The sequence below is a fragment of the Desulfoluna sp. CYM3A genome, from assembly GCF_056829965.1.
The window spans coordinates 631,693-653,084 of record NZ_CP186556.1 but is presented as its reverse complement, the minus strand read 5'-3'; the positions used below and the strand labels follow the sequence as shown (position 1 = coordinate 653,084).

Genomic DNA, 21,392 nt, shown 5'->3' with positions numbered 1-21,392 from the left:
AAGCAGGACTGTGCATGTACCAAAAGAAATACCATATTCACTTCGTGGGCATCGGCGGCATCGGCATGAGCGGCATCGCGGAAATTCTCGTTCGCCTGGGTTACACCGTCACCGGTTCCGACCTTAAAGCCTCGGCCAACACCAGGCGCCTGGAAGAGCTGGGCTGCAAGGTCGCCATCGGCCACGCCGCCGAGAACATCGGCGATACCGACGTGGTGGTCACCTCCTCAGCCGTCAACGGGAAAAACCCCGAAGTGGCGGCCGCCAAAAAGAGCGGGATTCCCATCATCCCCAGGGCCGAGATGCTGGCCGAGCTCATGCGCCTGAAGTACAGCATCGCCGTGGCCGGGGCCCATGGCAAGACCTCCACCACCTCCATCACGGCGGCCATCCTGGAAAAAGGTGGGTTCGACCCCACGGTGGTCATCGGCGGCGTCCTGAAAAGCAAGGGCACCAACGCCATGCACGGCCTGGGGGATTTTATCATTGCCGAGGCCGATGAGAGCGACGGGTCGTTTTTGAAATTCTCCCCGTCCATTGCCATCATCACCAACATCGACCGGGAGCACCTGGACCACTACGGCAGCCTGGCCGCCATCAAGAAGGCCTTTGTGCAGTTCACCGAGCGGGTTCCCTTTTACGGGCTCTCCATCCTCTGCATGGACAACGAATCCGTGCAGGAGATCCTGCCGGAGCTCACCGGCCGCTACACCACCTACGGTCTCAATACCCGGGCCGATTACCAGGCCAGGGGCATCTCCTTTGAGGGGAGCCGCAGCACCTTTTCGGTCTACCATCACGACGAGCTCTTAGGGGAAATTACCCTCAACCTTCCCGGGGTGCACAACGTCTCCAACTGCCTGGCCGGCATTGCTGCCGCCCGGGAGATCGGCATCGACTTTCCCATGATCAAGTGCGCCCTGGAGAACATCGAAGGGGTCAAGCGGCGCCTGGAGAAAAAGGGAGAGAAAAACGGGGTCATGGTGGTGGACGACTACGGGCACCACCCCACGGAGATCAAAACCACCCTTCTGGCCGTGCGGGAGAGCTGGCCAGAGAAACGCATCGTGGCCGTGTTCCAGCCCCACCGGTACACGCGGACCCGGGACCTCTTCGATGAGTTCACCCGGGCCTTCTACAACACGGACACCCTGAAGATCCTGCCCATCTACGCGGCCAGCGAAGACCCCATCGACGGCGTTAACAGCCGAAGCCTGGGGGAGATGATCGAAAAACGCGGCCATGAAGACGTGGGCTGCTGCAACAGCTTTGACGAGGTACTGGACAACCTGGAAGAGACCCTGGAAGAGGGGGACATCCTCCTGACCCTGGGCGCAGGGGACGTCCTCAAGGTTGGTGAGATGTACCTGCAGCGGGAAGAGGCCTGATCATGGCCGCCCTGGACCCCATAGCCGCCCTCTCCGCCCTCTATCAGGGCGTGCTCAAAAAAGGGGAGCCCATGGCCCGCCACACCACCTTCAGGACCGGAGGCCCTTGTGACCTCTACCTGGAGCCCGAAAGTCTCGACGACCTGCGCATCGCCGTGGCCTTCCTCACCCAGCAGGGCATGCCCCTCACCGTGGTGGGGGGCGGCAGCAACCTGCTGGTCCGGGACAAAGGCATCGAAGGGGCCGTCATCTCCCTGGCCGGGCTCGACACCCAGATCGCCGAAACCCGGGAGGGGGAGTCGACCATCCTGACGGTTCCCGCAGGGGCTAAGACCCAGCACCTTTGCCGGTATGCCGCGATGAACGGCCTTGAGGGGCTCACCTTTGCCACGGGGATTCCCGGTACCGTGGGCGGGGCCCTTGCCATGAACGCAAGCACCGACCCCAAGGGGTTTGGGGCCATTGTGGACGCTTTAACGGTGGTGGACATCTCCGGAAAAATCCGGACCGTGCCGCGCAGCGCCCTTGAAATCGGCTACCGCCACCTTGCCATTGACGGCAAAACCCGCCATGATGACGGGTTTCCCATCATCGTGGAGGTGAAGCTCCGGCTCACGTCCGGGGACAGCGACACCCTGGTGGCCCAACGGGAATCCCTTCTGGCCCGACGCAAGGCAAGCCAGCCCGTGGGCCAGGCCAGCGCCGGATGCTTTTTCAAGAACCCGGAGGGCGGCCCTTCAGCAGGCAAGCTCATCGACGATCTGGGCCTCAAGGGAGAGGCCGTCGGAGGAGCGACAGTCTCCGAGCTGCACGCCAACTACCTGGTCAACGCAGGGGGTGCCACCACCGCCGATATTCTGGAGCTGGCGGCACGTATCAAAGAGAAGGTCCAGAAGGCCCACGGCATAACCCTGGAAGAAGAGGTGACCCTTGTCGGCAGGGAAGCGTAAACCAGCGAAAAAGAACCGCTTCGTGGTACCTGAAGCGGTCCGCCTGGAGAGACGGCGCCAGAGGCGCCGGGCCTTCCTCTTCGGGACAGGGCTTCTCTGCCTGGCCGCCGTGTGCAGCGCCCTGTGCGTGGTCTCCTACGCCTGGCTGACCCAGACCCCCTTGTTCAAGGCCCGGTTCGTCATCGTCTCGGGCAATCGGGTGGTCACCCACGGGGCGGTTCTGGAGACGGCGGGCATTCACAACGGGGACAACATCTTCGGCATCAACCTGGATGTGGCCCGAACACGCCTTGTGGCCCATCCGTGGGTGGATACGGCGTCCGTCATCCGGGAGTTTCCCAACCGGATCATCATCCGGGTCACCGAGCACACTCCGGTGGCCGTGGCCGAGATCGGTCACCCCTACCTGGTGAACAACCGGGGAGAGATTTTCGAAAAGAGCAGTAAGGCCTTTGAGGGCCTTCCCGTCTTCAAGAACCTGAAGCGCGGTAGCCTGCCTTTGGCCGACGGTGCCTCCGCAAACCGCAGCGGCACCGTCCACAGGGAGATCAAGGAGCTTATTCCCCTGCTGGACAGCCTGACCCGAAAGGGGGGCCGTTTTGTCATGACCGGTGCCGTGGCCGACCCGGACACCGGCCTTCGCCTCCTCACCGAAGGGGCGACCCAGAGCATCGACCTGGGATTCGGCCACTATGAGAAAAAGATCAAGCGGGTAAACGAACTCTTTGCCCTTCTGGAAAAAAAAGTGAACCTTACCGCTGTTGCCGCCATCGACGTCAGTGACCCCAACAGCGTTGTTATCAAACCGGCAAAAAGTTAAAGGAGGATGCCCATGCAGGCACATGAGGATATTATTGTCGGCCTGGATATCGGCACAACAAAGATCTGTGCTGTTGTCGGGGAACGCTCAGGGGACGACGTAAACATCATCGGCACCGGCACCCACCCCTCCATCGGGCTCAACAAAGGGGTGGTCATCGACATTGAGGCCACGGTGGATTCCATCAAAAAAGCGGTGGAAGAAGCAGAACTCATGGCCGGTTGCGAGATATCCTCCGTCTATGCCGGAATCGCGGGCGGGCACATCACCAGCCTCAACAGCCACGGCGTCATCGCCATCAAGGGGCGCGAAGTGACCCAGGACGACGTGGACCGCGTCATCGAGGCGGCAAAAGCCGTTTCGATCCCCATGGACCGTGAGGTGATCCACGTGCTCCCCCAGGAGTACATCGTCGATGACCAGAAAGGGGTGCACAACCCCATCGGCATGACCGGCGTCCGACTGGAAGCCAAGGTGCACATCGTGGTGGGTGCGGCCTCCTCGGCCCACAACATCATCAAGTGTGCCAACAAAGCGGGCCTGGATGTCAACGACGTGGTCCTGGAATCTTTGGCCTCTGGCAGCGCGGTCCTCACCGACGAAGAGCGGGACCTGGGCACGGCCCTCATCGACATCGGAGGCGGCACCACGGACCTGGCCGTCTTCTCCGGCGGCAACATCCAGCACACCTTTGTGCTGGCCATCGGCGGCCTGCAGCTCACCAACGATATCTCCATCGGCCTTCGGGCGAGCAAGAACGACGCCGAAAAAATCAAGCTCAAGTACGGCACCTGCCTGTCCAGCGCCGTCTCCCCCACGGAGACCATCGAGGTGCCGGGCATGGGCGGGCGCGAGCCCCGCAGCATGCCCCGCCAGGTACTGGGAGAGATCCTGGAACCCCGCGTGGAAGAGATCTGTGCCCTTGTGAAGCGTGAAATCTTCCGGGCCGGCCTTGAAAACCAGATCGCCTCGGGCATCGTCCTCACCGGGGGCTCGTCCCTCCTGGACGGTATGACCGAGGTGGCCGAAAGCATCTTTGACCTGCCCACCCGCCTTGGCAAACCCCGCCAGATCGGCGGCCTGGTGGACATCGTCAGCAACCCCATGTACGCCACCGGCGTGGGGCTCGTGCTCTACGGCACCGAGAACCAGGTGGAGAAGAAGTTCCGCATCCGGGACGACAACATCTTTCAGCGGGTCACCACCCGCATGAAAAAGTGGTTTTCCGACGTGATGTAGGGGAGAAGGTGCCGCCCGGCACAGGGCGGTGACCGATACATCCGTTCGACATACAGCAAGCTATTTCTGATCTGCCGTTTCCATCGGAACCCTGCCGGGCGTTGGCGAGGCTCCGGGCGGGGAGACGGCATAACAAAGGACCAGTAACCGATGATGAACAAGAGTGGAGGTGGGAGATGAGTTTTTCTTTTGTAGACAGTGACAAGTCGGCAAAGATCAAGGTTATCGGAGTCGGGGGTGCCGGAGGCAACGCGGTCAACAACATGATCGAAGCGAGCCTGCACGGCGTGAAGTTTATCGTGGCCAACACCGATGCCCAGGCCCTGGAGAACTCCAAGGCCGAAACCAAAATCCAGATCGGCGGAAAGCTCACCGAGGGTCTCGGGGCAGGCGCCAACCCGGAGCTAGGCAAGCAGGCGGCCCTTGAAAACGTGGACGCCATCCGTTCCGCCCTCCAGGACAGCCACATGGTCTTTATCACCGCAGGCCTCGGCGGCGGCACCGGCACCGGAGCCGCCCCTGTGGTGGCCCAGATCTGCAAGGAGCTGGAGATCCTCACCGTGGCCGTGGTCACCCGGCCCTTCTCCTTTGAGGGCAAAAAACGCGCCCGCCAGGCCGACCTTGGCCTGGAAGAGCTCAGAAAACACACGGACACGGTCATCACCATCCCCAACGACCGCCTGCGAAGCATCGCCGAGAAAAAGGCGACCATGATCGACATGTTCCGCAAAGCCGATGAGATCCTCCACCACTCGGTGAAGGGCATCACCGACCTCATCATGATGCCCGGCCTCGTCAACCTCGACTTTGCCGACGTGCGTACCACCATGCGACGTGCCGGCCTTGCCCTCATGGGCATCGGCATCGCCTCCGGTGAAAACCGTGCCCGGGAAGCGGCCCAGAAGGCCATTGCCCACCCGCTTCTGGAGGACATCTCCATCCGTGGCGCCAAGGGCGTGCTCATGAACATCACCAGCGGCCCGGACCTCACCCTGGATGAAATGACCGAAGCCTCGGACTTCATCCACGACCAGGTGGGAGAAGACGCCGAGATCATCTGGGGTCAGGCCATCGACGAAGAGATCGGCAACGAGATGCGCATTACCGTCATTGCCACGGGCATCGGCGAAGAGGGCGACGCCCCTTCCGTGGACCTGCCCAAGCGCAACCTCGATGCCATTGAAAAACGGGGCAAGGTGCGTGACCTCACCTTGAACGAGCTTGAGCTCAACACCCACACCCTGGAGGAGCCTGCCTACGTGCGCCACAACATCCCTGTGGGAAGCACCCAGGGCACGGCCGTCTCCTCAGCCGCGGGGCTGACCATCAACGCCGAGGAAGATCTGGACATCCCCACCTTCCTCCGCAAAAAAGCGGACTGATCCGCTTCCGCAACCCACGTCTGCGCCCGGGGTCTCCCCACCCTGTGACGCGCAACCCGGGAGTGCGCTTACGGAACCGCGCCGTCACCTGATGTGACGGCCCGTTGTCCTGCTGCACCCTGCCGCCTGTCGGCTTCCCCTTTCTGCAGTCCCAACGCCGAAGGAGTGTCCCACCCTCCTTCCGACTGCAGAAAGGGCCCCGGGCTGTTTTAAGGCGTTGTTTCCCTTCTGTTTCCATGGTACTTTTTCTACTAATGCTTATCTGATGGCCCGGGCACCTGTCCCTGATGCGTCCACCTGCGCCTCCTGCTCTCCGTCGCCTTCTCCCCTTGCCCCGACGCTCGAAATACCGCATGACCCAATTTCAAGCCCAGGCCGTTTTTTAAAACGCCAACCAGGGCTCTGCCCTCTCCGAACCCATGATGGAGGAAAAAATGAGCGTTCTCGTAGGAAAACCGGCCCCTGATTTCCAGGCCGTTGCCGTCAAATGCGGGAGTTTTGATGAATCGTTCCGGCTCTCGGACCTTAAAGGCAGATACATCGTCCTCTTCTTCTACCCTCTGGACTTCACCTTTGTCTGCCCCACCGAGCTCCACGCCTTCTCAGACCGCCTGCCCGAATTTGCCGACCGAAAGGTGGAGGTGGTGGCCGTGAGCGTGGACTCCCACTTCAGTCACCTGGCCTGGCTCAACACCCCCCGAAACGAGGGGGGCATCGAAGGGGTGGCCTACCCCATCGTCTCAGATATCCACCGTTCCATCTGCAAGGACTACGATGTCCTGGCGGAAGAGCATGGCGTGGCCCTTCGCGGCCTTTTCCTCATCGACCGGGATTTCATCGTCCGTCACCAGGTGGTCAACGACCTTCCCCTGGGCCGAAACGTGGACGAGGCCATCCGCATGGTGGATGCCCTGAAATTCTTTGAAGAGAACGGAGAGGTCTGCCCGGTGAACTGGAGCCCCGGCGCCAGGGGAATGAAACCCTCATCGGAAGGCCTTAAAGAGTACTTCGAATAAGCCCGTTCCGGGGCTGACCTGCCCCTTTCCCGTAGCGGTGTCCCCGGAGGTGAGTCATCACCCCGCCGTGGGACGCCGTTACGTCCGCCCAACTTTGATTTTTCCCGCTGTCGTCTTTTCAGTGCTATTCTCCCGGGTTTTGAAAAACCGAAAACCCCGGAGTACGGCATGGCACGACAGACGGACACCAGGGGCTGCGACATCGAGCGCCCCGCTACCTGGAAAAAATTCAACACCACCCTCTGCACAGACTGCATGGCCCTGTGCTGCTACCTCATTGTGGAGGTCACCACCAGCGACCTCATCCGCCTCGGCATCACCGATGAAGAGGAGGTGGCCTTTGACATGAAGGGCCTTGTGAAGCGCCTCAAAAAAGAGGGCATCATCACCCGCTGCAACCTCTCCAAGGGTAAGTTCACCCTGGCCACGCGCAAAAAGGGAGGCTGCTGCTTTCTTGACAACCGCAACCGCTGCAGCGTCTACGAAGACCGTCCCGAGGTGTGCCGCATGCACCCGACCCGCCTGTCTCCGCGTCTCGGATACTGCCCCTGGTCCCCGGCCCGGTAAGGCCCTGTGCGCCGCGCACCTTCTATTTTTTGCTTCCTGTTGCAATCCGAAGGGGAAAGGAGTAAGGATACGGCACCACGCGATACCTTGCCCCTTTGCTCAGGCGGGCCCGAGCCTTGACAGACCCCGTCCGCCCCATTGACATCAACGAACCGGTGAATCCCATGGAACCCGCCATCGTCTTAGACAACGTCTCCTTTTCCTACACCCGTCACCCGGTCCTCGACGGCGTCACCCTCACTGTGCCCAAGGGAGACTTCGCCATGGTGGTGGGCCCCAACGGCGGGGGAAAAACCACCCTGATCAAGTTGATTCTGGGTCTTCTGGCCCCCACCTCCGGCCGGGTCTCCCTCTTCGGCAAATCCCGAGTTAACCTGGAACCAGTGGCTACATGCCCCCAGTACACCCATGTGGACATGGCCTTCCCCGTCTCGGTCATGGACGTGGTCCTCATGGGACGACTCACCCAGTCAAAGCGATGGCGCTACTCGAAAAACGACCGGGAAGCCGCCCGCCACGCCCTCAACGAGGTGGGGCTCCTGGAAAAGCAGAAAAAACCGTTCAGCAGCCTCTCCGGCGGCCAGCGCCAGCGGGTCCTCATCGCAAGGGCCCTGTGCAGCAACCCGTCCCTCCTCTTGATGGACGAACCCACGGCCAACGTGGACCCGGCCGCCGAAGCCACCCTCTTTGAGCTCCTTTCCAAGTTGAACAGCCGCATGACCATTCTGGTGGTCTCCCATGACCTGGGGTTTGTCTCCAAGGTGGTCAAGAGCGTCATCTGCGTCAACAAAAAGGTCCTGGTCCACCCCACGAGCAGCCTGGACGGGACCCTCATCAACGAAATCTACGGAGGCGACCTTCGCATGGTGCGCCATGACCACCGATGCAGCCACCAGGGCCACTGCATCAACGAGGCCCTTACACACCCAACACCCTTTATGCCGCACCCTGATAAGCCATGATCGAATTTTTCCACGCACTCTTCGACCCCAACAGCAGCTTTCTCCGCCTCGCCCTGGCGGCAGGGACCCTTGCCAGCATCTCCTTCGGCATCATGGGCACCTATGTGGTCACCCGGCGCATCGGCTACCTGGCCGGAGCCATTGCCCACTGCGTCTTCGGCGGCATCGGCGCCGCCCTCTACCTCAAACACCGATGGGGAGTCACCTGGCTCGACCCCATGGCCGGGGCCCTGATTAGCGCCATCGTGGCCGCGGTCCTCATCGGCCTGGTCAGTATAAAGGCAGGGGAACGGGAGGACTCCATCATCGGGGCCCTCTGGGCCGTGGGCATGGCCTCGGGGCTTATCTTCATCGATCTGACCCCGGGCTACTTTGAGCTCTCCAGCTACCTCTTCGGGGACATCCTCCTCATCTCACACCAGGATGTCCTGATGGTGGCGGGCCTGGACCTGGTCATCATCCTCCTTGCCGTCGTGTTTCACCCCACCTTCCTCTCCATCTGTTTCGACGAGGAGTTTGCCACCTTAAGGGGCATCAACACCTCCTTTTTCTATATCCTCCTTCTCGTCATGACGGCGGTCACCGTGGTGCTCCTGGTGCGCCTCGTGGGCGTGATCATGGTCATCGCCATGCTCACCCTGCCCGCTGCCGCCGCCTCCACCTTAAGTCGCCGCCTCTCGGTCATCATGATCCTGGCCACGGGCTTTGCCCTCTTTTTCAACTGGAGCGGCCTGGCCTTGAGCTACACCCTGGATCTTTCGGCGGGCCCGGTGATCATCTCCGTGGCGGGGCTCGTCTACTTAGGGCTCCTGACCCTCTCCCGGGTGCTCCCAAACCGGTAAGCCGTATCGTACCTCCGGCACAGGCCCTCCCCGGACCGCACTGCCACCTCTCCGATCCCGTGAAGGGTACCAACCTGCCCCTCCCGCATTGCGTACAGCGGTTTGCACAAAAACCGCGTTCCGCCTTTAAGAATCCCTGAAGCTCCCGTCAAATGGGCGTCACACCCATCCCATCTGTAGAAGGCGTCCCCGTAAAAACCGACCGACACACAGATCCTAACCACCTAAAACAACAAACAATAAACCTTCTCGATACCGTTTTTTACGTCGCATTCCGGTGCTCACACCCCTTGAAGCGGACCCCACACTTTTTTTGACGCCCCCCAAAACCTGCCCCGGAGGGCAAACAATCGATTGTTTTTCCATATCATTACGATAAATATATTTTACCCCAGCACCGCACTTCATCCCTGATACGTGATATATCAGATAATAGATATCTATTGATTCCGGAAGAAATATTGGCTAAGAATCGTCTCCAACATATCACATGTTCCTCTTTTAAGAACCCGTTCGACGCAGAACGGGCAGGGTTGGGGGATCCTGTTAAAAGAGAAACGATGACCGGAACCCGGTCATGATGGCTGAACGATTACGGGAACAGTCGCATGGGCCTTTCACCGATTCGCAACGCAGCGTTTCGGGCGGATACCCCTCCCCTTTCCTTCGTCGCGTTCGCCATCTGCTGTTATTCATTTCATCGTTGGAGGATTTATGAAGTTCTTATTCAAGGCGATCGTCCTGCTCCTTGCGGCAGCGACACCCGCCTTTGCAGAAACCAAAAAAGGGGTCAGCCTCGACCACGTCTTTGAGCCCATCTCTAATTTTCTCACCGGTTTTATCTTCTACAAAGTCCATCTCTTCGGCAACGACTGGTCCCTGATCGTCTGCCTCCTCATCTCCGCAGGCCTCTTCTGCACTTGCTACCTGGGATTCATCAACATCCGCGGATTCAAACACGCCGTTCGCCTGGCCAAAGGCGACTACATCGACGACCACGCCGCAGGCGAGGTGTCCCACTTCGGCGCCCTGTGCTCCGCCATCTCCGGCACCGTCGGCATGTCCAACATCGCCGGTGTCCCCATCGCCATCATGATCGGCGGCCCCGGCGCCATCTTCTGGATGATGTTCGCCGCCTTTATCGGCATGTCCGCCAAGTTCACCGAATGCACCCTGGCCACCAAGTACCGTACCTACAAGGAAGACGGCACGGTCAAGGGCGGGCCCATGTACTACCTTTCCCAGGGCCTTGCCGCCCGCGGCATGGAGGGGCTCGGAAAGTTCGTGGGCAAGTTCTACGCCTGGGGCCTGGTCCTCGGCTGCCTGGGCATCGGCAACCTCTTCCAGTCCAACCAGATCTACAACCAGCTTAAAACCATGTGCAACAACGAAGGCGCCATCATGCACCTGGGCTGGCTCGTGGGCCTCATCGGTGCCGTCATCGTGGGCATCGTCATCATCGGCGGCATGAAGCGCATCGCCTCCATGGCCACCAGGATCGTGCCCGTCATGGTCTTCACCTACCTCGCCCTGGTAGCCATGGTCCTCCTTCTCAACGGCTCTTTCATCCTGCCCGCCATCAAGCTCATCATCGCCGACGCCTTCACCGCCAAAGCAGCCGGCGGCGGCATCGCGGCCGCCATGATGATCGGCTTTCAGCGCGCCGCCTTCTCCAACGAATGCGGTCTGGGCACTGCAGCCATCGCCCACTCTGCCGTCCAGACCGACGAGCCCGTCACCGAAGGCTTTGTCTCCATGATCGAGCCCTTCATCGACACCATCGTGGTCCAGTTCGCCACCGCCCTGGTGGTGGTCACCACCATGATCGCCGTGCCCGAGTACGTCAACATGGGCCTGCAGGGCATGCCCATGAGCTCCTGGGCCTTTGAGCGTCACTTCAGCTTCGCCGTCTACCCCCTGACCTTCGCCGCCATCCTCTTCGGATTCACCTGTGCGGTCTCCTGGGCCTACTACGGGCTGAAGGCCTTCGAGTACATCGTGGGCGAAGACCCCAAGCTGGGCCTGGCCTACAACATCTTCTACTGCATGGTCTACTGGTCGGGAGCCATGATCAACCTGAAGTACGTCGTCAATATTGCCGACGCCCTTATCTTCGTGGTCTGTATCCCCAACATCATCGGCCTCTACATCATGGCACCGGAAGTCAAAGAGGAGCTCAACAACTACCTCGCACGCCTGAACTCAGGAAAAATCCTTTCCTCCAGAGAGAAGCGCAAACTGGGCGCCACCAAAGCCAGTAAGCCAGCCATGGCAACCTCGCGATAACCAACGGTCCATCTTCACTCCCTTGTGATGTGACCTGCGTTTATCCCTTCTCTCGCCCATAAAAAAACGGGCAGGGGCTTTAAAAAACCCCTGCCCGTTTTTTCTTTTGATCCGTCAAAGCAAAACCAATCCTTACGAGCGCATCTTTATCCCCCCGCTTTTTTGACGGTAAACCCCTTGGCTTTCAGCGCCTCCACCAACTTGTCCCGGTGGTCCCCCTGGATCTCGATGACCCCGTTTTTCACGCTGCCGCCGGTGCCGCAGATCTGCTTCAGCTCCTTGGCAACGGCCTTGAGCTCAGCCGCATCCCCGGGAACCCCCGTCACCAGGCTCATGCCTTTGCCTTTTCGGCCCTTGGTCTCGCGCATGACACGAACCACACCGTCCTGCTTCACCGCAGGACCGGCCGGGGCCCCCTTCTTCTTTTTCCTGCAGGTACAGCTCTTCACCGGCTTGCCGCAGGAAGGACAGACCCTGCCCGTCTCCGTGGAATACACCAGTCGGCTGTTGGAATCACCGCCCATTGCCTTTCTCCCATGTCTTTTGGTCACATCTGTTGCCCCCGGCCGGGCCAGGGAATTTGAACCGCTCTGGCGGTCATAGCATCATAGCAAATGAAAGGCCAAGGGCCAAAGAGCACTGTGAAGGGCTTACACATGCAAAAGGGCAGTCGGTTTCAGAGAAACAGACTGCCCCTTCCTGCTGGTGGGCGTGACACATCAAGCCCGCCATGTTGCGTGAAAGCCGCTTATCAATCAGGGCGCCATAAGGGCTTCAAGACGCTCAGGGTTGTCGGTCATGATGCCGTCGACCTTGAACCACTCCATCTGCCGCTTCATCTCGATCTCGGTGTTCACGGTCCAGACATAACACTTCATGCCGAGGATGCGGATTTTGGCCATGAGTGCCTGGCTCATCATGGCGGCCGGAAGGCAGAGAACGTCGGCGGGCATTTCGTAGTCCTCTTTTTTCATGATGGCCGTGGGGGTAAAAGTAAACTCAAGCACCCCTTCGGTGGAAAAAATTGTCTTGATGTCAAGGCCCCGCTCATGGGCCTTTGCTTCGATCAGATCAAGGGTCGAGTTGTCGAAGCCGCCCAAAATAAGCTTGTCCTGCATGGTGTAGGCCTCGATGAGGTCCAGCACCTTGTCCACGATGAGACTTCCCTCCTGCTTGATCTCAAGGACCATGGGGGCCCCGCTGAGCTCACCGTCGGCAAAGACCTCCGCAAGGGTGGGCAGGGTCAGCCCCTTGCCACGCCAGGGGTAGGTGGCCCCGCCGTCCGGGGTAAACCGGTACCCGGCATCCAGGGCCTTGACCTGGGCCAGGGTCATATCGGCAATGGCCCCGGTGCCGTCGGTGCAGCGGTCCACGGTCTCGTCATGGGAGACCACAACCACCCCGTCGGAGGTCATGTGCACGTCCCCTTCCAGGGTGTCTGCCCCTTCAGCCAGGGAATTTCGATAGGCCACCAGGGTGTTTTCCGGGGCCAGCTCACCACCGCCCCTGTGGGCAATGTTCTTAAAGCCCGTGTGGTGCTTCAGAAAAAAATTGTCCGGAACCACGGGGCCCTCTGCAATCTTCTCGGCCACCTCCCCCCAGTCCGAGGCAATGGTATCCGGATGGATCCACCCGTAGCCTTCGGTGTCCAGCAGCCAGAAGTCGGGCTCGTAATGGATTTGAAAGGGTACATAAAGGATCTCGTTCGCTACGGCCCCGTAGCCATCCTGCCGCACGGTGTCCCCCACCATGGCCCGGGCATTGGCGCCGCCGTACAGGTCCTTCAAAATTTTCAGGCACTCTTTTTTAAAGGTGTTGCTGTGCTCAAAGAGCATGTCTTCCTTGACGATGATGGGAATGGTGCGGTGAGCACCCTTTTCAAAGTGGCTCATCATCTGGGTCCTGCAGGCGTAACGAAGCTCCGGGAACATGCCCGTCACGATAATAAGGTCGCTGCCCTCGTCCATGAGGGCGGGGATCACAGATTCCACCTTGTCGTCCACGTAAGGCCAGTCCCCCTGGAACACGTTGAGAAAATCCACCCAGTCCTGAAGGGCGTTGAGACCGCCGGTGGCGTGGATGGTGTTGTCATGATCCGCGGCGATCATGCCGGGGTTAAGCTCCGCATCCTCGGAAAGCACCCGGACGATGCCCAGGTTGTCGGCTGTGTACTCGGTCTCGCTGAAATAGACCCGGGCCTGGAGCTGAAGGGTCACGGGGGCCGCTTCAAGGTAGGATGCCGGAAGCCTCTCCTTCAGTGAGGAGAGACGGGCACGGCCGTCCCCATCCGTGAGGATCGCCTCTGCCATCAGGGGAACCCAGTCGGTCTCACCAAAGGCCCTCACCGCAAAGCCCACATGGGCCCCTTCCACTTTTTCCGCAAAAACCAGATCGGCAAAGGGGACCTTTGCTGCATCGGCAACCTTGTACACCATGGCATTGGGCAGCACCTCACCGGCCCCCTCCGGGCCGCCGGTCACCCCGTCAGAGACAACAATCACCGTGTTCTCCGGTGTCAGGTCCGAGTCACACCCCATGGCGCCCAGGGTCACCAACATCATCAAACCGATCAAAAGCCCATGTTTCACCGTCATCCTGTGCCTCCTTCTTTGATTGGTTGGGGCTCGTGCACACAAGGCATATCTCGGATGGCTTGCAGGATCCGTTGCGCGGATGGATGCCAGGTGTGCCGGAGCCCGTTGCTTGTTGACCTTCGACCTACCCGAAACAATCGAATATCTAATGTTGATACCGTCAGCTTCCTGTTAGATTTCGCCGTTAATTATCACAAATATCGTTCATACAATCAAACAGATTTTCACTCATATCAACTGCCATTTTAGGTGGTTAACCAGACACCCCCAAAGAGACAAAAGGCCGACTCACAGTAAAATTGCATGGTCGACACCGCCCCCTGGCGATGTTTTCCCCTTTGCCTTGTCATAGGCAATTTTCTGTCATATCAGTTGCCACGGCACCTTTCCTGAAATCCATGGAAGAAAAGAGTGTCACTCAACAATGTACCACATTGCTTAAAGAGTTCGGACAATACATCGGCAACCGCATCGGTTGTACTGCCATGAATTCGCTGCCGTAACCTCTAAGGAACGGATTATTCCCGGAAAACATATGTTATGAAAAAAAATCGCATGAACAAACGTGCCGACCTGCACGAAGAGCACGTCAGCAGGTTCGCCCAGGAAGAACTCCCCGAGCTTCCCCGGGCAACCCTGGTCGCCGAAGACGGGAGGCTTGCCAATGCCCTGGGAGCCGAGTTCTGGAGCCGCTGGTCCTCCGGCGAGCGAGCCGGCCAAGCCTGGCCGTCTCCGGGTCCCTTTGACGTGGCCACCCTGCGGTTGCCCAAGGGACGCCTCGCCGTGGAGATGGCGGTCCACGCCCTTGGCGGGGCCCTGAGCCCGGACGGCGAGCTCTATATCTATGGTGCCAACGACGAGGGCATCAAATCCGTTCCCAAAATGCTTGCCGACCTTTTCGACGAGGTCGACACCGTAAGCTACCGCCAGAAATGCCGCCTTATACAGGCCAAAGGCCCCAAAGAGATGAAGGCCTCCCTGGCCCAGTGGGCTCAGCACGGCGAGCTGGTTCTGGACGCCCAACCCCTGCCGTGGGTGACCTACCCGGGGCTCTTTGCCAAAGGCGGTGTGGACGAAGCCACGGCCCTGCTCCTGGACGGCCTTGACGTCCAGGGACGCGTCCTGGACTTTGGGTGCGGAACCGGAGTCCTCACCGCGGGCCTCCTTGCACGGGGAGCCGCCCACGTGGACGCATCGGACGCCGACGCCCTGGCTGTCGAGGCCACACGCCTCAACGTGCCCGAAGCCCACACCCACCTTGGCGACGGCTGGCATGCCCTGGAGGGGCAAGGGCCATGGGACATGATTGTCAGCAACCCGCCCATCCACAAAGGGGTCTCCGAAGATTTCGGTATCCTGGAATCCCTGATCCGGGAAGCGCCGGGTCGCACAAAGAGCCTCACCCTGGTTGTCCAGCGTCAGGTCCCGGTAAAGAGGTGGCTTGAAGAGAGTTTTTCCAAAGTCACGCGATTGAAAGAGAGCCCCAGGTTCCACGTCTGGCAGGCAAGGTGCTGAAGAGTTGCCAGACGGTAAGAGCCTCCGGCGGGTCGCTTTTTGAAAAAAAGCTCCGCAAAAAACGTTTCTTATGGGAACATATCGATATAATTTCGACGGTGCCTGAAAGTGATTAAGCCTTGCTTGTCAAATGCGAGCCGTAAAATCAGACAAACATTTGGCCACCGGAGGCAGTGTGGTTAAATCCACAATGGACAAGTAACAAAAACGTATCCTGTGACGTCGAAGCTTGTGAGCCAGCCCGCAAGAACCATAAGGGTTTATGTCGGGCGAAGCCCGAGCCGAAGGCCCTTGCGCTTTGGCCCGAGGAACGAGGGAGAAAGCGCAAGGGCTATATGCTTTCGAGGTGGCTCACCTCGCCGCCGGAGGCCTGCTTTTTCCACCCATTTTAACCATAGAAGGCACACCATGAGACTGGATAAACTGCTGGCCCATTGCGGGTACGGCACACGCAAAGATGTGAAAGCGCTTCTCAAGCACAGGACAGTAACGTTCGAAGGGGAGATCGAGACCAGCGCCAGGGAGGGTGTGGAATCCCATGGATGTGCTGGTCAACGGAGAAAAGGTCGAGCTGCCTCCCACCGAGGTGCATCTCATGCTGCACAAACCCGAAGGCTATTCGTGCAGTCACAACCCCTCCGAATCCCCCCTGATCTACGACCTGATTCCCGAGATATGGCAACAGGCCGAACCCAAATCCGCCGGGCGACTGGACCGCTACACCTCCGGCCTGCTCATCTTAAGCACCGACGGCCAGCTCCTCCACCGCCTGGTGCACCCCAACAAAAAAGTGGGCAAACGCTACCGCGTCGTCTTTGAGGGCACCCTGGCGAAGGACGCGGTGGCCCAGGTGGAAAAGGGCCTGCCCCTCCCCGACGACGACCGCCCCTGCCTTCCCGCCACCCTGACCCTCCATGACCCGGACGACACCGGAAGGGGCCACGCCACCCTCCTCATCCACGAAGGGCGCTTCCACCAGGTGCGCCGCATGTTCGAAGCCCTGGGCGCCCAAGTCGTCAAACTCCACCGCGACCGCATTGGCAGCCTCGAACTCCCGGAAGACCTTCCCGAAGGCCACTGCCGCGAGCTCACCGACGACGAGATCCATGCCATGACCGAAGACGAATAAAAAAGCGTGCCTTCTATGGTTAAAGTGCAAGGGGAAGAGCGCCTCCGGCGGCCAGGGAATTTTTAGCTTAAGTGGCTTCGCCACCCCTGAGACCCCAGTTCAGAAGCCCTCCCCTTCGTTCCTCAGGGTAAGAGCTTCCGCGAAGAGTTTCGTGAAATTGAGCAAAAAACCTGTTTGTCAAGCTTTTCAAAAGCTTGCCGGCAGGGCCGCCGGAGGCGTCTTTAACCTGGCTGCCTCCGGCGGCAAGGTGGGGGCACCTTGACACCCCATGGCGAATGCATGGTGGTGACCCATTCGGCCTGCGTTATCGAGGCATTCGCGTGATGTGTACCATCTGGCAACGGTCTTTGCAGGAGAGGCCCATTTCATTCTTCTAAAAACACGATGAAGAACTTTGGGGTTTGCTTGACTTTAACCGGAATAACTCCGGCGGTGAGGTGAGCCACCTCGAAAGCTGGTTGCCGCCATGCTTTCCCCCTCGTTACTCGGGGTAAAGCATGGCGGCATTTTTGTGGGGTTTGTGGGTTTTCTCATGCCGCAGACACTGCGCAATGCAAGCCGTTCAAGAATGCCACGCCGGCCCTTATGGAGCGCCGCACTCCTGTGCGGCTTTTTTTGCTGGTGCGATACGATATGCCTCACGGAGTGCGGCGCTCCAGCCCCTTAGAGAATGACACCGGCAAAGCCCATCAGCGAATGTGATCGGCCTGAGGGACGAAGGCCGGGAGCATTCGCGAACCTGGTTTCCAAGGGCTCAGCCCTTGAGCCACCGGAGGTTTTTCCCGTTTCCTTACAGGCTTTCAGGCGGAAAGGTGAGCACCTCGTCGATGGTCTCGGCGCCGCAAAAGAGCATGGCAAGGCGATCCATGCCCAGGGCAATGCCGGCCGAGGGAGGCATGTGGGGCAAATCGTTGAGAAAGGCTTCGGGGACGGGCCAGGTGGATTTGTTCAGGCGCTTGCGAAGGGCCACTTCCTCTTCAAAGCGCTTTCGCTGCTCGTCGGCGTCGGTGAGTTCGGTAAAGCCGTTGGCCAGCTCCAGGCCTTCCACGTAGAGCTCGAAGCGCTCGGCAACCGAAGGATCCGACTTTTTCCTTTTGGCCAGGGCGGCCATGGGGGCGGGGTAGTCGCAAAGGATCACCGGGGTGTCGCCGCAGAGGCGGGGCTCCACCTCAAGGCCCATGACCTCGTCGAACCGGTCTCCAGAAAGGGCTTGGTCCATGGGCTCGGAGCCATAAAGGGAGTAAGCGTCCTTAACGGTCAGTCGTTTCCAGGGCCGATCCAGGTGGATGGACTTGCCCTGGACCTGAAGGGTGGTTCCCAGGCCCAGGTCCTGGGCCACGGCAAGGAAGAGACCCTGGCAATCGGCCATGAGGGACTCGTAGTCCGCGCCGGGGGTGTACCACTCCAGCATGGTCATCTCCGGGATGTGCTTTGCTCCCCGCTCACCTTTTCTGAAGGCCTTGGTGATCTGGAAAATAGGCCCGGACCCGGCGGCCAGGAGCCTTTTCATGCACAGCTCCGGCGAAGCCTGAAGGTAACCGTTTCCAGCCTCCAGGGGGTCGATGTGGGCCTCGGGGATGGGAGCCGGAACCCACAACGGTGTCTCCACCTCCAGGTACCCTTTCTCCATAAAAAAACGGCGCACCGAAGCTGTGATCTGCGCACGTCGGTGGAGGTTTTCCATATGAATCTTCATGGCGGGATCCTTTAAATGGGGTAGAGTCGATCGCCCCAGATCACCTGGCCGATGATGCGCAGGGAGTTGGCTTCTGCCTCGTAGGCGGGGTACTCCTCCCGGTTCTTGGAAATGATGCGGACCCGGCCTTCGGGGAGCCTTTCCAGCTCTTTGATGATGATGGTGTCTTCAAAACCCAGGGCAAAGATGCAGTTGTTTTTGATCTTGCGACGGCCCAGGTCGATCATCACCGTGGCTCCGTTGCGGATCTCAGGATCCATGGAGTCCCCGGAGACCCGCATGAGCACCAAATTTTTAGGGGAGGTGGCGATGTTGGCGATAAAACGCTTTCGAAAGGCGTAGTAGTCCCGGATGCGCTCACTGGCCATGAGGGAGCCGCCCCCGGCCGAGAGTTCCGCCTCCACCATGGGGACCCAGTTGTAGTTGTCGGTGTTGGGTTCTTCAAGGACGGGGACCGTGAACTCGCCGCCATTTCGCCCCACAACGCCTTCGGCCGAAAAGGTGCCGTCACCTTCCGCGGACAACGCCCCGCCGTGGGATCCCTGGCCCAGGAGCAGCCAATCCAGAGAGCAGCCGAGGACCTCGGCCATGCGTACCAGCACATCCCCTTTGGGTGAGCCGCCGTACTCGTAATTCTGTACGGTGGTGGTGGTTACACCAATTTTTTTCCCTAACCCGGCCTGGCTCAGGCCAAGTTTTTCACGTGACATCTTAAGACGATCACCAAATTCCTGGTTACCCGTCGAGGTACCCGCCCCGTGACCGCTTCCCTTACTCCCTGCCGGATAGGGCTCCTGGCTGTTTTTTTCATTATTTTTCATGGTTATGCCTCAGGGGGCCACCACACGCACATCTTTTTGTGTGACACCCAATTTTATTGTTGATAAACCAATGTTTATTGGTTATTCTTTTCCAAACTTTGGACGTAACGGCCCAACCGTACCACAATTCCTTTGGTTATACCAACCATGAAACCCCTACGGCCCGGTCAGGCGCCCTAACTGTTTGGTGACGTACACACGGAACCCATCCATCACCCGAAGCACTGGAGACACACCTTGAACAAGCAGCCCCTCACTCCCGAGACCTTTTCCCCCGACATGATGGACACCGACCACATCATGGACGCCATGGACCCCGTCATCCGAAGCGCCCCCCGTATCTGGCCCGCTCTTCTCACCGAGCTCGTGGACGTACTCACGGACCACCTGGAAACCCGCGAACACATGGACCCGGACCAGGCCATGACCCACGCCCAGGACATCGTGGTGGTCCTCTCCCACCACCTGGGCGGCCGCAGCATCTACCTGCCCCGGGACGACCGCCTCAAGCGGGCCATCCGGGATGCGGCCATCTACAACGCCTTCACCGGCGACAACCACCGGGAGCTGGCCGCAAGGAGTAAACTCACCACCGCCCAGATCTACAACATCATCAAAAAGCAGCGCGCCCTGCGCCAGACAAAAAGCCGGGAACCCCTCGCCTGGTCCTGATCCCATTTAATGCCCATGATGGGCATGCTTCGCTTTGCCCATCCTACGAAAACCACGCGCTACATGTAGGATGGGCAAAGGTGGTGCCGTGCCCATCGGGCACGGCGGTTGGCGCATCACCCCATATATTTTGGGTTCCTATCCAGCATCACCCCTTATGAAGCGCCGCTCCCACATGGTCATCCGGCGGCTTATTGCCCGATGATGGGCACGCTCCGCTTTGCCCATCCTACGAAAACCACGTGCTACATGTAGGATGGGCAAAGGTGGTGCCGTGCCCATCGGGCACGGCGGTTGGCGCATCGCCCCATATATTTTTGGTTCCTACCCAGCATCACCCCTTACGAAGTGCCGCGCCCACATGGTCATCCCGTGGGTCATTGCCCGATGATGGGCACGCTCCGCTTTGCCCACCCTACGAAAACCACGCGCTACATGTAGGATGGGCAAAGGTGGTGCCGTGCCCATCGGGCACGGCGGTTGGCGCATCGCCCCATATATTTTTGGTTCCGACCCAGCATCACCCCTTACGAAGTGCCGCTCCCACATGGCCATCCGACGGCTCATTGCCCGATGATGGGCACGCTCCGCTTTGCCCATCCTACGGAAACCTCACGCTGCATGTAGGATGGGCAAAGGTGGTGCCGTGCCCATCGGGCACGGCGGTTGGCACATCACCCCATATATTTTTGGTTTCGACCCAGCATCACCCCTTACGAAGTGCCGCACCCACATGGTCATTCGGTGGGTCATTGCCCATGATGGGCACACTCCCCTTTGCCCATCCGACAAAAACCACGCGCTACATGTAGGATGGGCAAAGGTGGTGCCGTGCCCATCGGGCACGGCGGTTGGCACATCACCCCATATATTTTTGGTTCCTATCCAGCATCACCCCTTATGAAGCGCCGCTCCCACATGGTCATTCGGTGGGTCATTGCCCCATGATGGGCACGCTCCGCTTTGCCCATCCGACGAAAACCACGCACAACGTGTAAAAAAAAACCACATTGCCATGCTTCCCTTTTTTTAAACCCTTCAACCCCATCTCCATCCCCTGCCGTGGTTTACTCTTGCACCGCCCCTCCACGGGCAAAAATCCTAAAGCACCCTGCTTTTCAATCAACACCACACACACATTCCAAGGAGACCCCATGGAGCAACATTCCACAGACTACGCATCCCTCCGGTTCTGGTTCAACATCATCCAGTACCTCATCACCCTGGCCGTGAGCCTCTACGTCTGGTTCAACTCCCGACTCAATGCCAAAGCCCGGGAGCTCAAAGAGCTCGGCCCGACGGCTTGATCAGGCTAAAATTCAGATGGACGGACGACTCACACGCCTGGAGACCGACATGGCCCATGCCCTCTCCCATGAGGACCTCGCCGCGGTCTACGACCGGCTCAACGACATGGCTGAGCAGGTGGCAGGCCTCTCCGGCAAAATGGACGGAGTCAAAGGCGCCGTGGACATGATCCAGGCCCACCTGCTGAACGATCACTAAGAAAGAA

At 59.6% G+C, this 21,392-nt stretch carries 19 protein-coding genes; 15 read left to right on the top strand and 4 right to left on the bottom strand.

From position 1 onward, the window contains the following. The first annotated feature begins 14 nt into the window (after positions 1-14). The 10 genes from murC to ACOYW1_RS03390 all read left to right on the top strand — a co-directional run bounded on the left by murC (position 15) and on the right by ACOYW1_RS03390 (position 11,452). Complete coding sequence (murC, locus tag ACOYW1_RS03435; RefSeq protein WP_482421665.1) at positions 15-1,388, top strand: UDP-N-acetylmuramate--L-alanine ligase; 1,374 nt, start codon at positions 15-17, stop codon at positions 1,386-1,388. Positions 1,389-1,390: 2 nt separating this feature from the next. Next, on the top strand, positions 1,391-2,338 hold the full coding sequence (gene murB, locus ACOYW1_RS03430) for a UDP-N-acetylmuramate dehydrogenase (RefSeq protein ID WP_482421664.1): 948 nt from the start codon (positions 1,391-1,393) through the stop codon (positions 2,336-2,338). A 22-nt stretch (positions 2,339-2,360) separates the two neighbouring features. Next, entirely contained in the window at positions 2,361-3,158 is a 798-nt protein-coding gene (locus ACOYW1_RS03425) for a cell division protein FtsQ/DivIB (protein ID WP_482421663.1), read from the top strand. Between the two features lie 12 nt (positions 3,159-3,170). Beyond that, positions 3,171-4,397: a cell division protein FtsA gene (gene ftsA / locus ACOYW1_RS03420; protein WP_482415198.1), complete on the top strand. Its 1,227-nt coding sequence runs from the start codon at positions 3,171-3,173 to the stop codon at positions 4,395-4,397. A gap of 176 nt (positions 4,398-4,573) precedes the next feature. Beyond that, positions 4,574-5,779 carry a cell division protein FtsZ gene (gene ftsZ, locus ACOYW1_RS03415; protein WP_180136708.1) on the top strand — a complete coding sequence of 402 codons (1,206 nt, stop codon included), beginning with the start codon at positions 4,574-4,576 and terminating at the stop codon, positions 5,777-5,779. A gap of 434 nt (positions 5,780-6,213) precedes the next feature. Beyond that, the gene (locus ACOYW1_RS03410) at positions 6,214-6,795 is read left to right on the top strand and encodes a peroxiredoxin (protein WP_482415197.1); all 582 of its coding nucleotides are present in this window, start codon (positions 6,214-6,216) and stop codon (positions 6,793-6,795) included. Positions 6,796-6,963: 168 nt separating this feature from the next. Further along, positions 6,964-7,362 (top strand): YkgJ family cysteine cluster protein, encoded by a 399-nt coding sequence (locus ACOYW1_RS03405; protein WP_482421662.1) that lies wholly within the window; start codon positions 6,964-6,966, stop codon positions 7,360-7,362. 116 nt (positions 7,363-7,478) lie between these two features. Continuing rightward, positions 7,479-8,324, top strand: a complete 846-nt coding sequence (locus ACOYW1_RS03400; RefSeq protein WP_482421661.1) for a metal ABC transporter ATP-binding protein — start codon at positions 7,479-7,481, stop codon at positions 8,322-8,324. Continuing rightward, complete coding sequence (locus ACOYW1_RS03395; protein ID WP_482415194.1) at positions 8,321-9,166, top strand: metal ABC transporter permease; 846 nt, start codon at positions 8,321-8,323, stop codon at positions 9,164-9,166. The genes ACOYW1_RS03400 and ACOYW1_RS03395 overlap by 4 nt, the downstream gene beginning before the upstream one ends. A 714-nt stretch (positions 9,167-9,880) precedes the next feature. Beyond that, positions 9,881-11,452, top strand: coding sequence for an alanine/glycine:cation symporter family protein (locus tag ACOYW1_RS03390; RefSeq protein ID WP_482415193.1), 1,572 nt, complete (start codon positions 9,881-9,883; stop codon positions 11,450-11,452). A gap of 146 nt (positions 11,453-11,598) precedes the next feature. Here ACOYW1_RS03390 and ACOYW1_RS03385 read toward each other — a convergent pair whose 3' ends face one another. Both ACOYW1_RS03385 and ACOYW1_RS03380 read right to left on the bottom strand, forming a co-directional pair. Beyond that, positions 11,599-11,976, bottom strand: coding sequence for a translation initiation factor Sui1 (locus tag ACOYW1_RS03385; protein WP_482421660.1), 378 nt, complete (start codon positions 11,974-11,976; stop codon positions 11,599-11,601). A 231-nt stretch (positions 11,977-12,207) separates the two neighbouring features. Further along, the gene (locus ACOYW1_RS03380; RefSeq protein ID WP_482421659.1) at positions 12,208-14,046 is read right to left on the bottom strand and encodes a glycerophosphodiester phosphodiesterase family protein; all 1,839 of its coding nucleotides are present in this window, start codon (positions 14,044-14,046) and stop codon (positions 12,208-12,210) included. 555 nt (positions 14,047-14,601) lie between these two features. On the opposite strand from ACOYW1_RS03380, the gene ACOYW1_RS03375 reads away from it, so the two are divergent. Next, entirely contained in the window at positions 14,602-15,561 is a 960-nt protein-coding gene (locus tag ACOYW1_RS03375) for a class I SAM-dependent methyltransferase (protein WP_482421658.1), read from the top strand. A gap of 538 nt (positions 15,562-16,099) precedes the next feature. Next, positions 16,100-16,690, top strand: a complete 591-nt coding sequence (locus ACOYW1_RS03370) for a pseudouridine synthase (protein WP_482421657.1) — start codon at positions 16,100-16,102, stop codon at positions 16,688-16,690. Between the two features lie 790 nt (positions 16,691-17,480). Here ACOYW1_RS03370 and epmA read toward each other — a convergent pair. Together epmA and ACOYW1_RS03360 are read right to left on the bottom strand one after the other, a co-directional pair. Next, positions 17,481-18,386 (bottom strand): EF-P lysine aminoacylase EpmA, encoded by a 906-nt coding sequence (gene epmA / locus ACOYW1_RS03365; protein ID WP_482421656.1) that lies wholly within the window; start codon positions 18,384-18,386, stop codon positions 17,481-17,483. Between the two features lie 11 nt (positions 18,387-18,397). Then, on the bottom strand, positions 18,398-19,207 hold the full coding sequence (locus ACOYW1_RS03360) for an XRE family transcriptional regulator (protein WP_482421655.1): 810 nt from the start codon (positions 19,205-19,207) through the stop codon (positions 18,398-18,400). Positions 19,208-19,444: 237 nt separating this feature from the next. On the opposite strand from ACOYW1_RS03360, the gene ACOYW1_RS03355 reads away from it, so the two are divergent. The 3 genes from ACOYW1_RS03355 (at position 19,445) to ACOYW1_RS03345 (ending at position 21,385) form a co-directional block, all read left to right on the top strand. Further along, a complete protein-coding gene (locus ACOYW1_RS03355) occupies positions 19,445-19,879 on the top strand; it encodes a Mor transcription activator family protein (RefSeq protein ID WP_180136718.1) in 435 nt (144 codons plus the stop codon). Between the two features lie 1,154 nt (positions 19,880-21,033). Continuing rightward, positions 21,034-21,186, top strand: coding sequence for a hypothetical protein (locus tag ACOYW1_RS03350; protein WP_482421654.1), 153 nt, complete (start codon positions 21,034-21,036; stop codon positions 21,184-21,186). A 16-nt stretch (positions 21,187-21,202) separates the two neighbouring features. Next, on the top strand, positions 21,203-21,385 hold the full coding sequence (locus ACOYW1_RS03345) for a hypothetical protein (protein WP_482421653.1): 183 nt from the start codon (positions 21,203-21,205) through the stop codon (positions 21,383-21,385). The last annotated feature ends 7 nt before the right edge of the window (positions 21,386-21,392 follow it).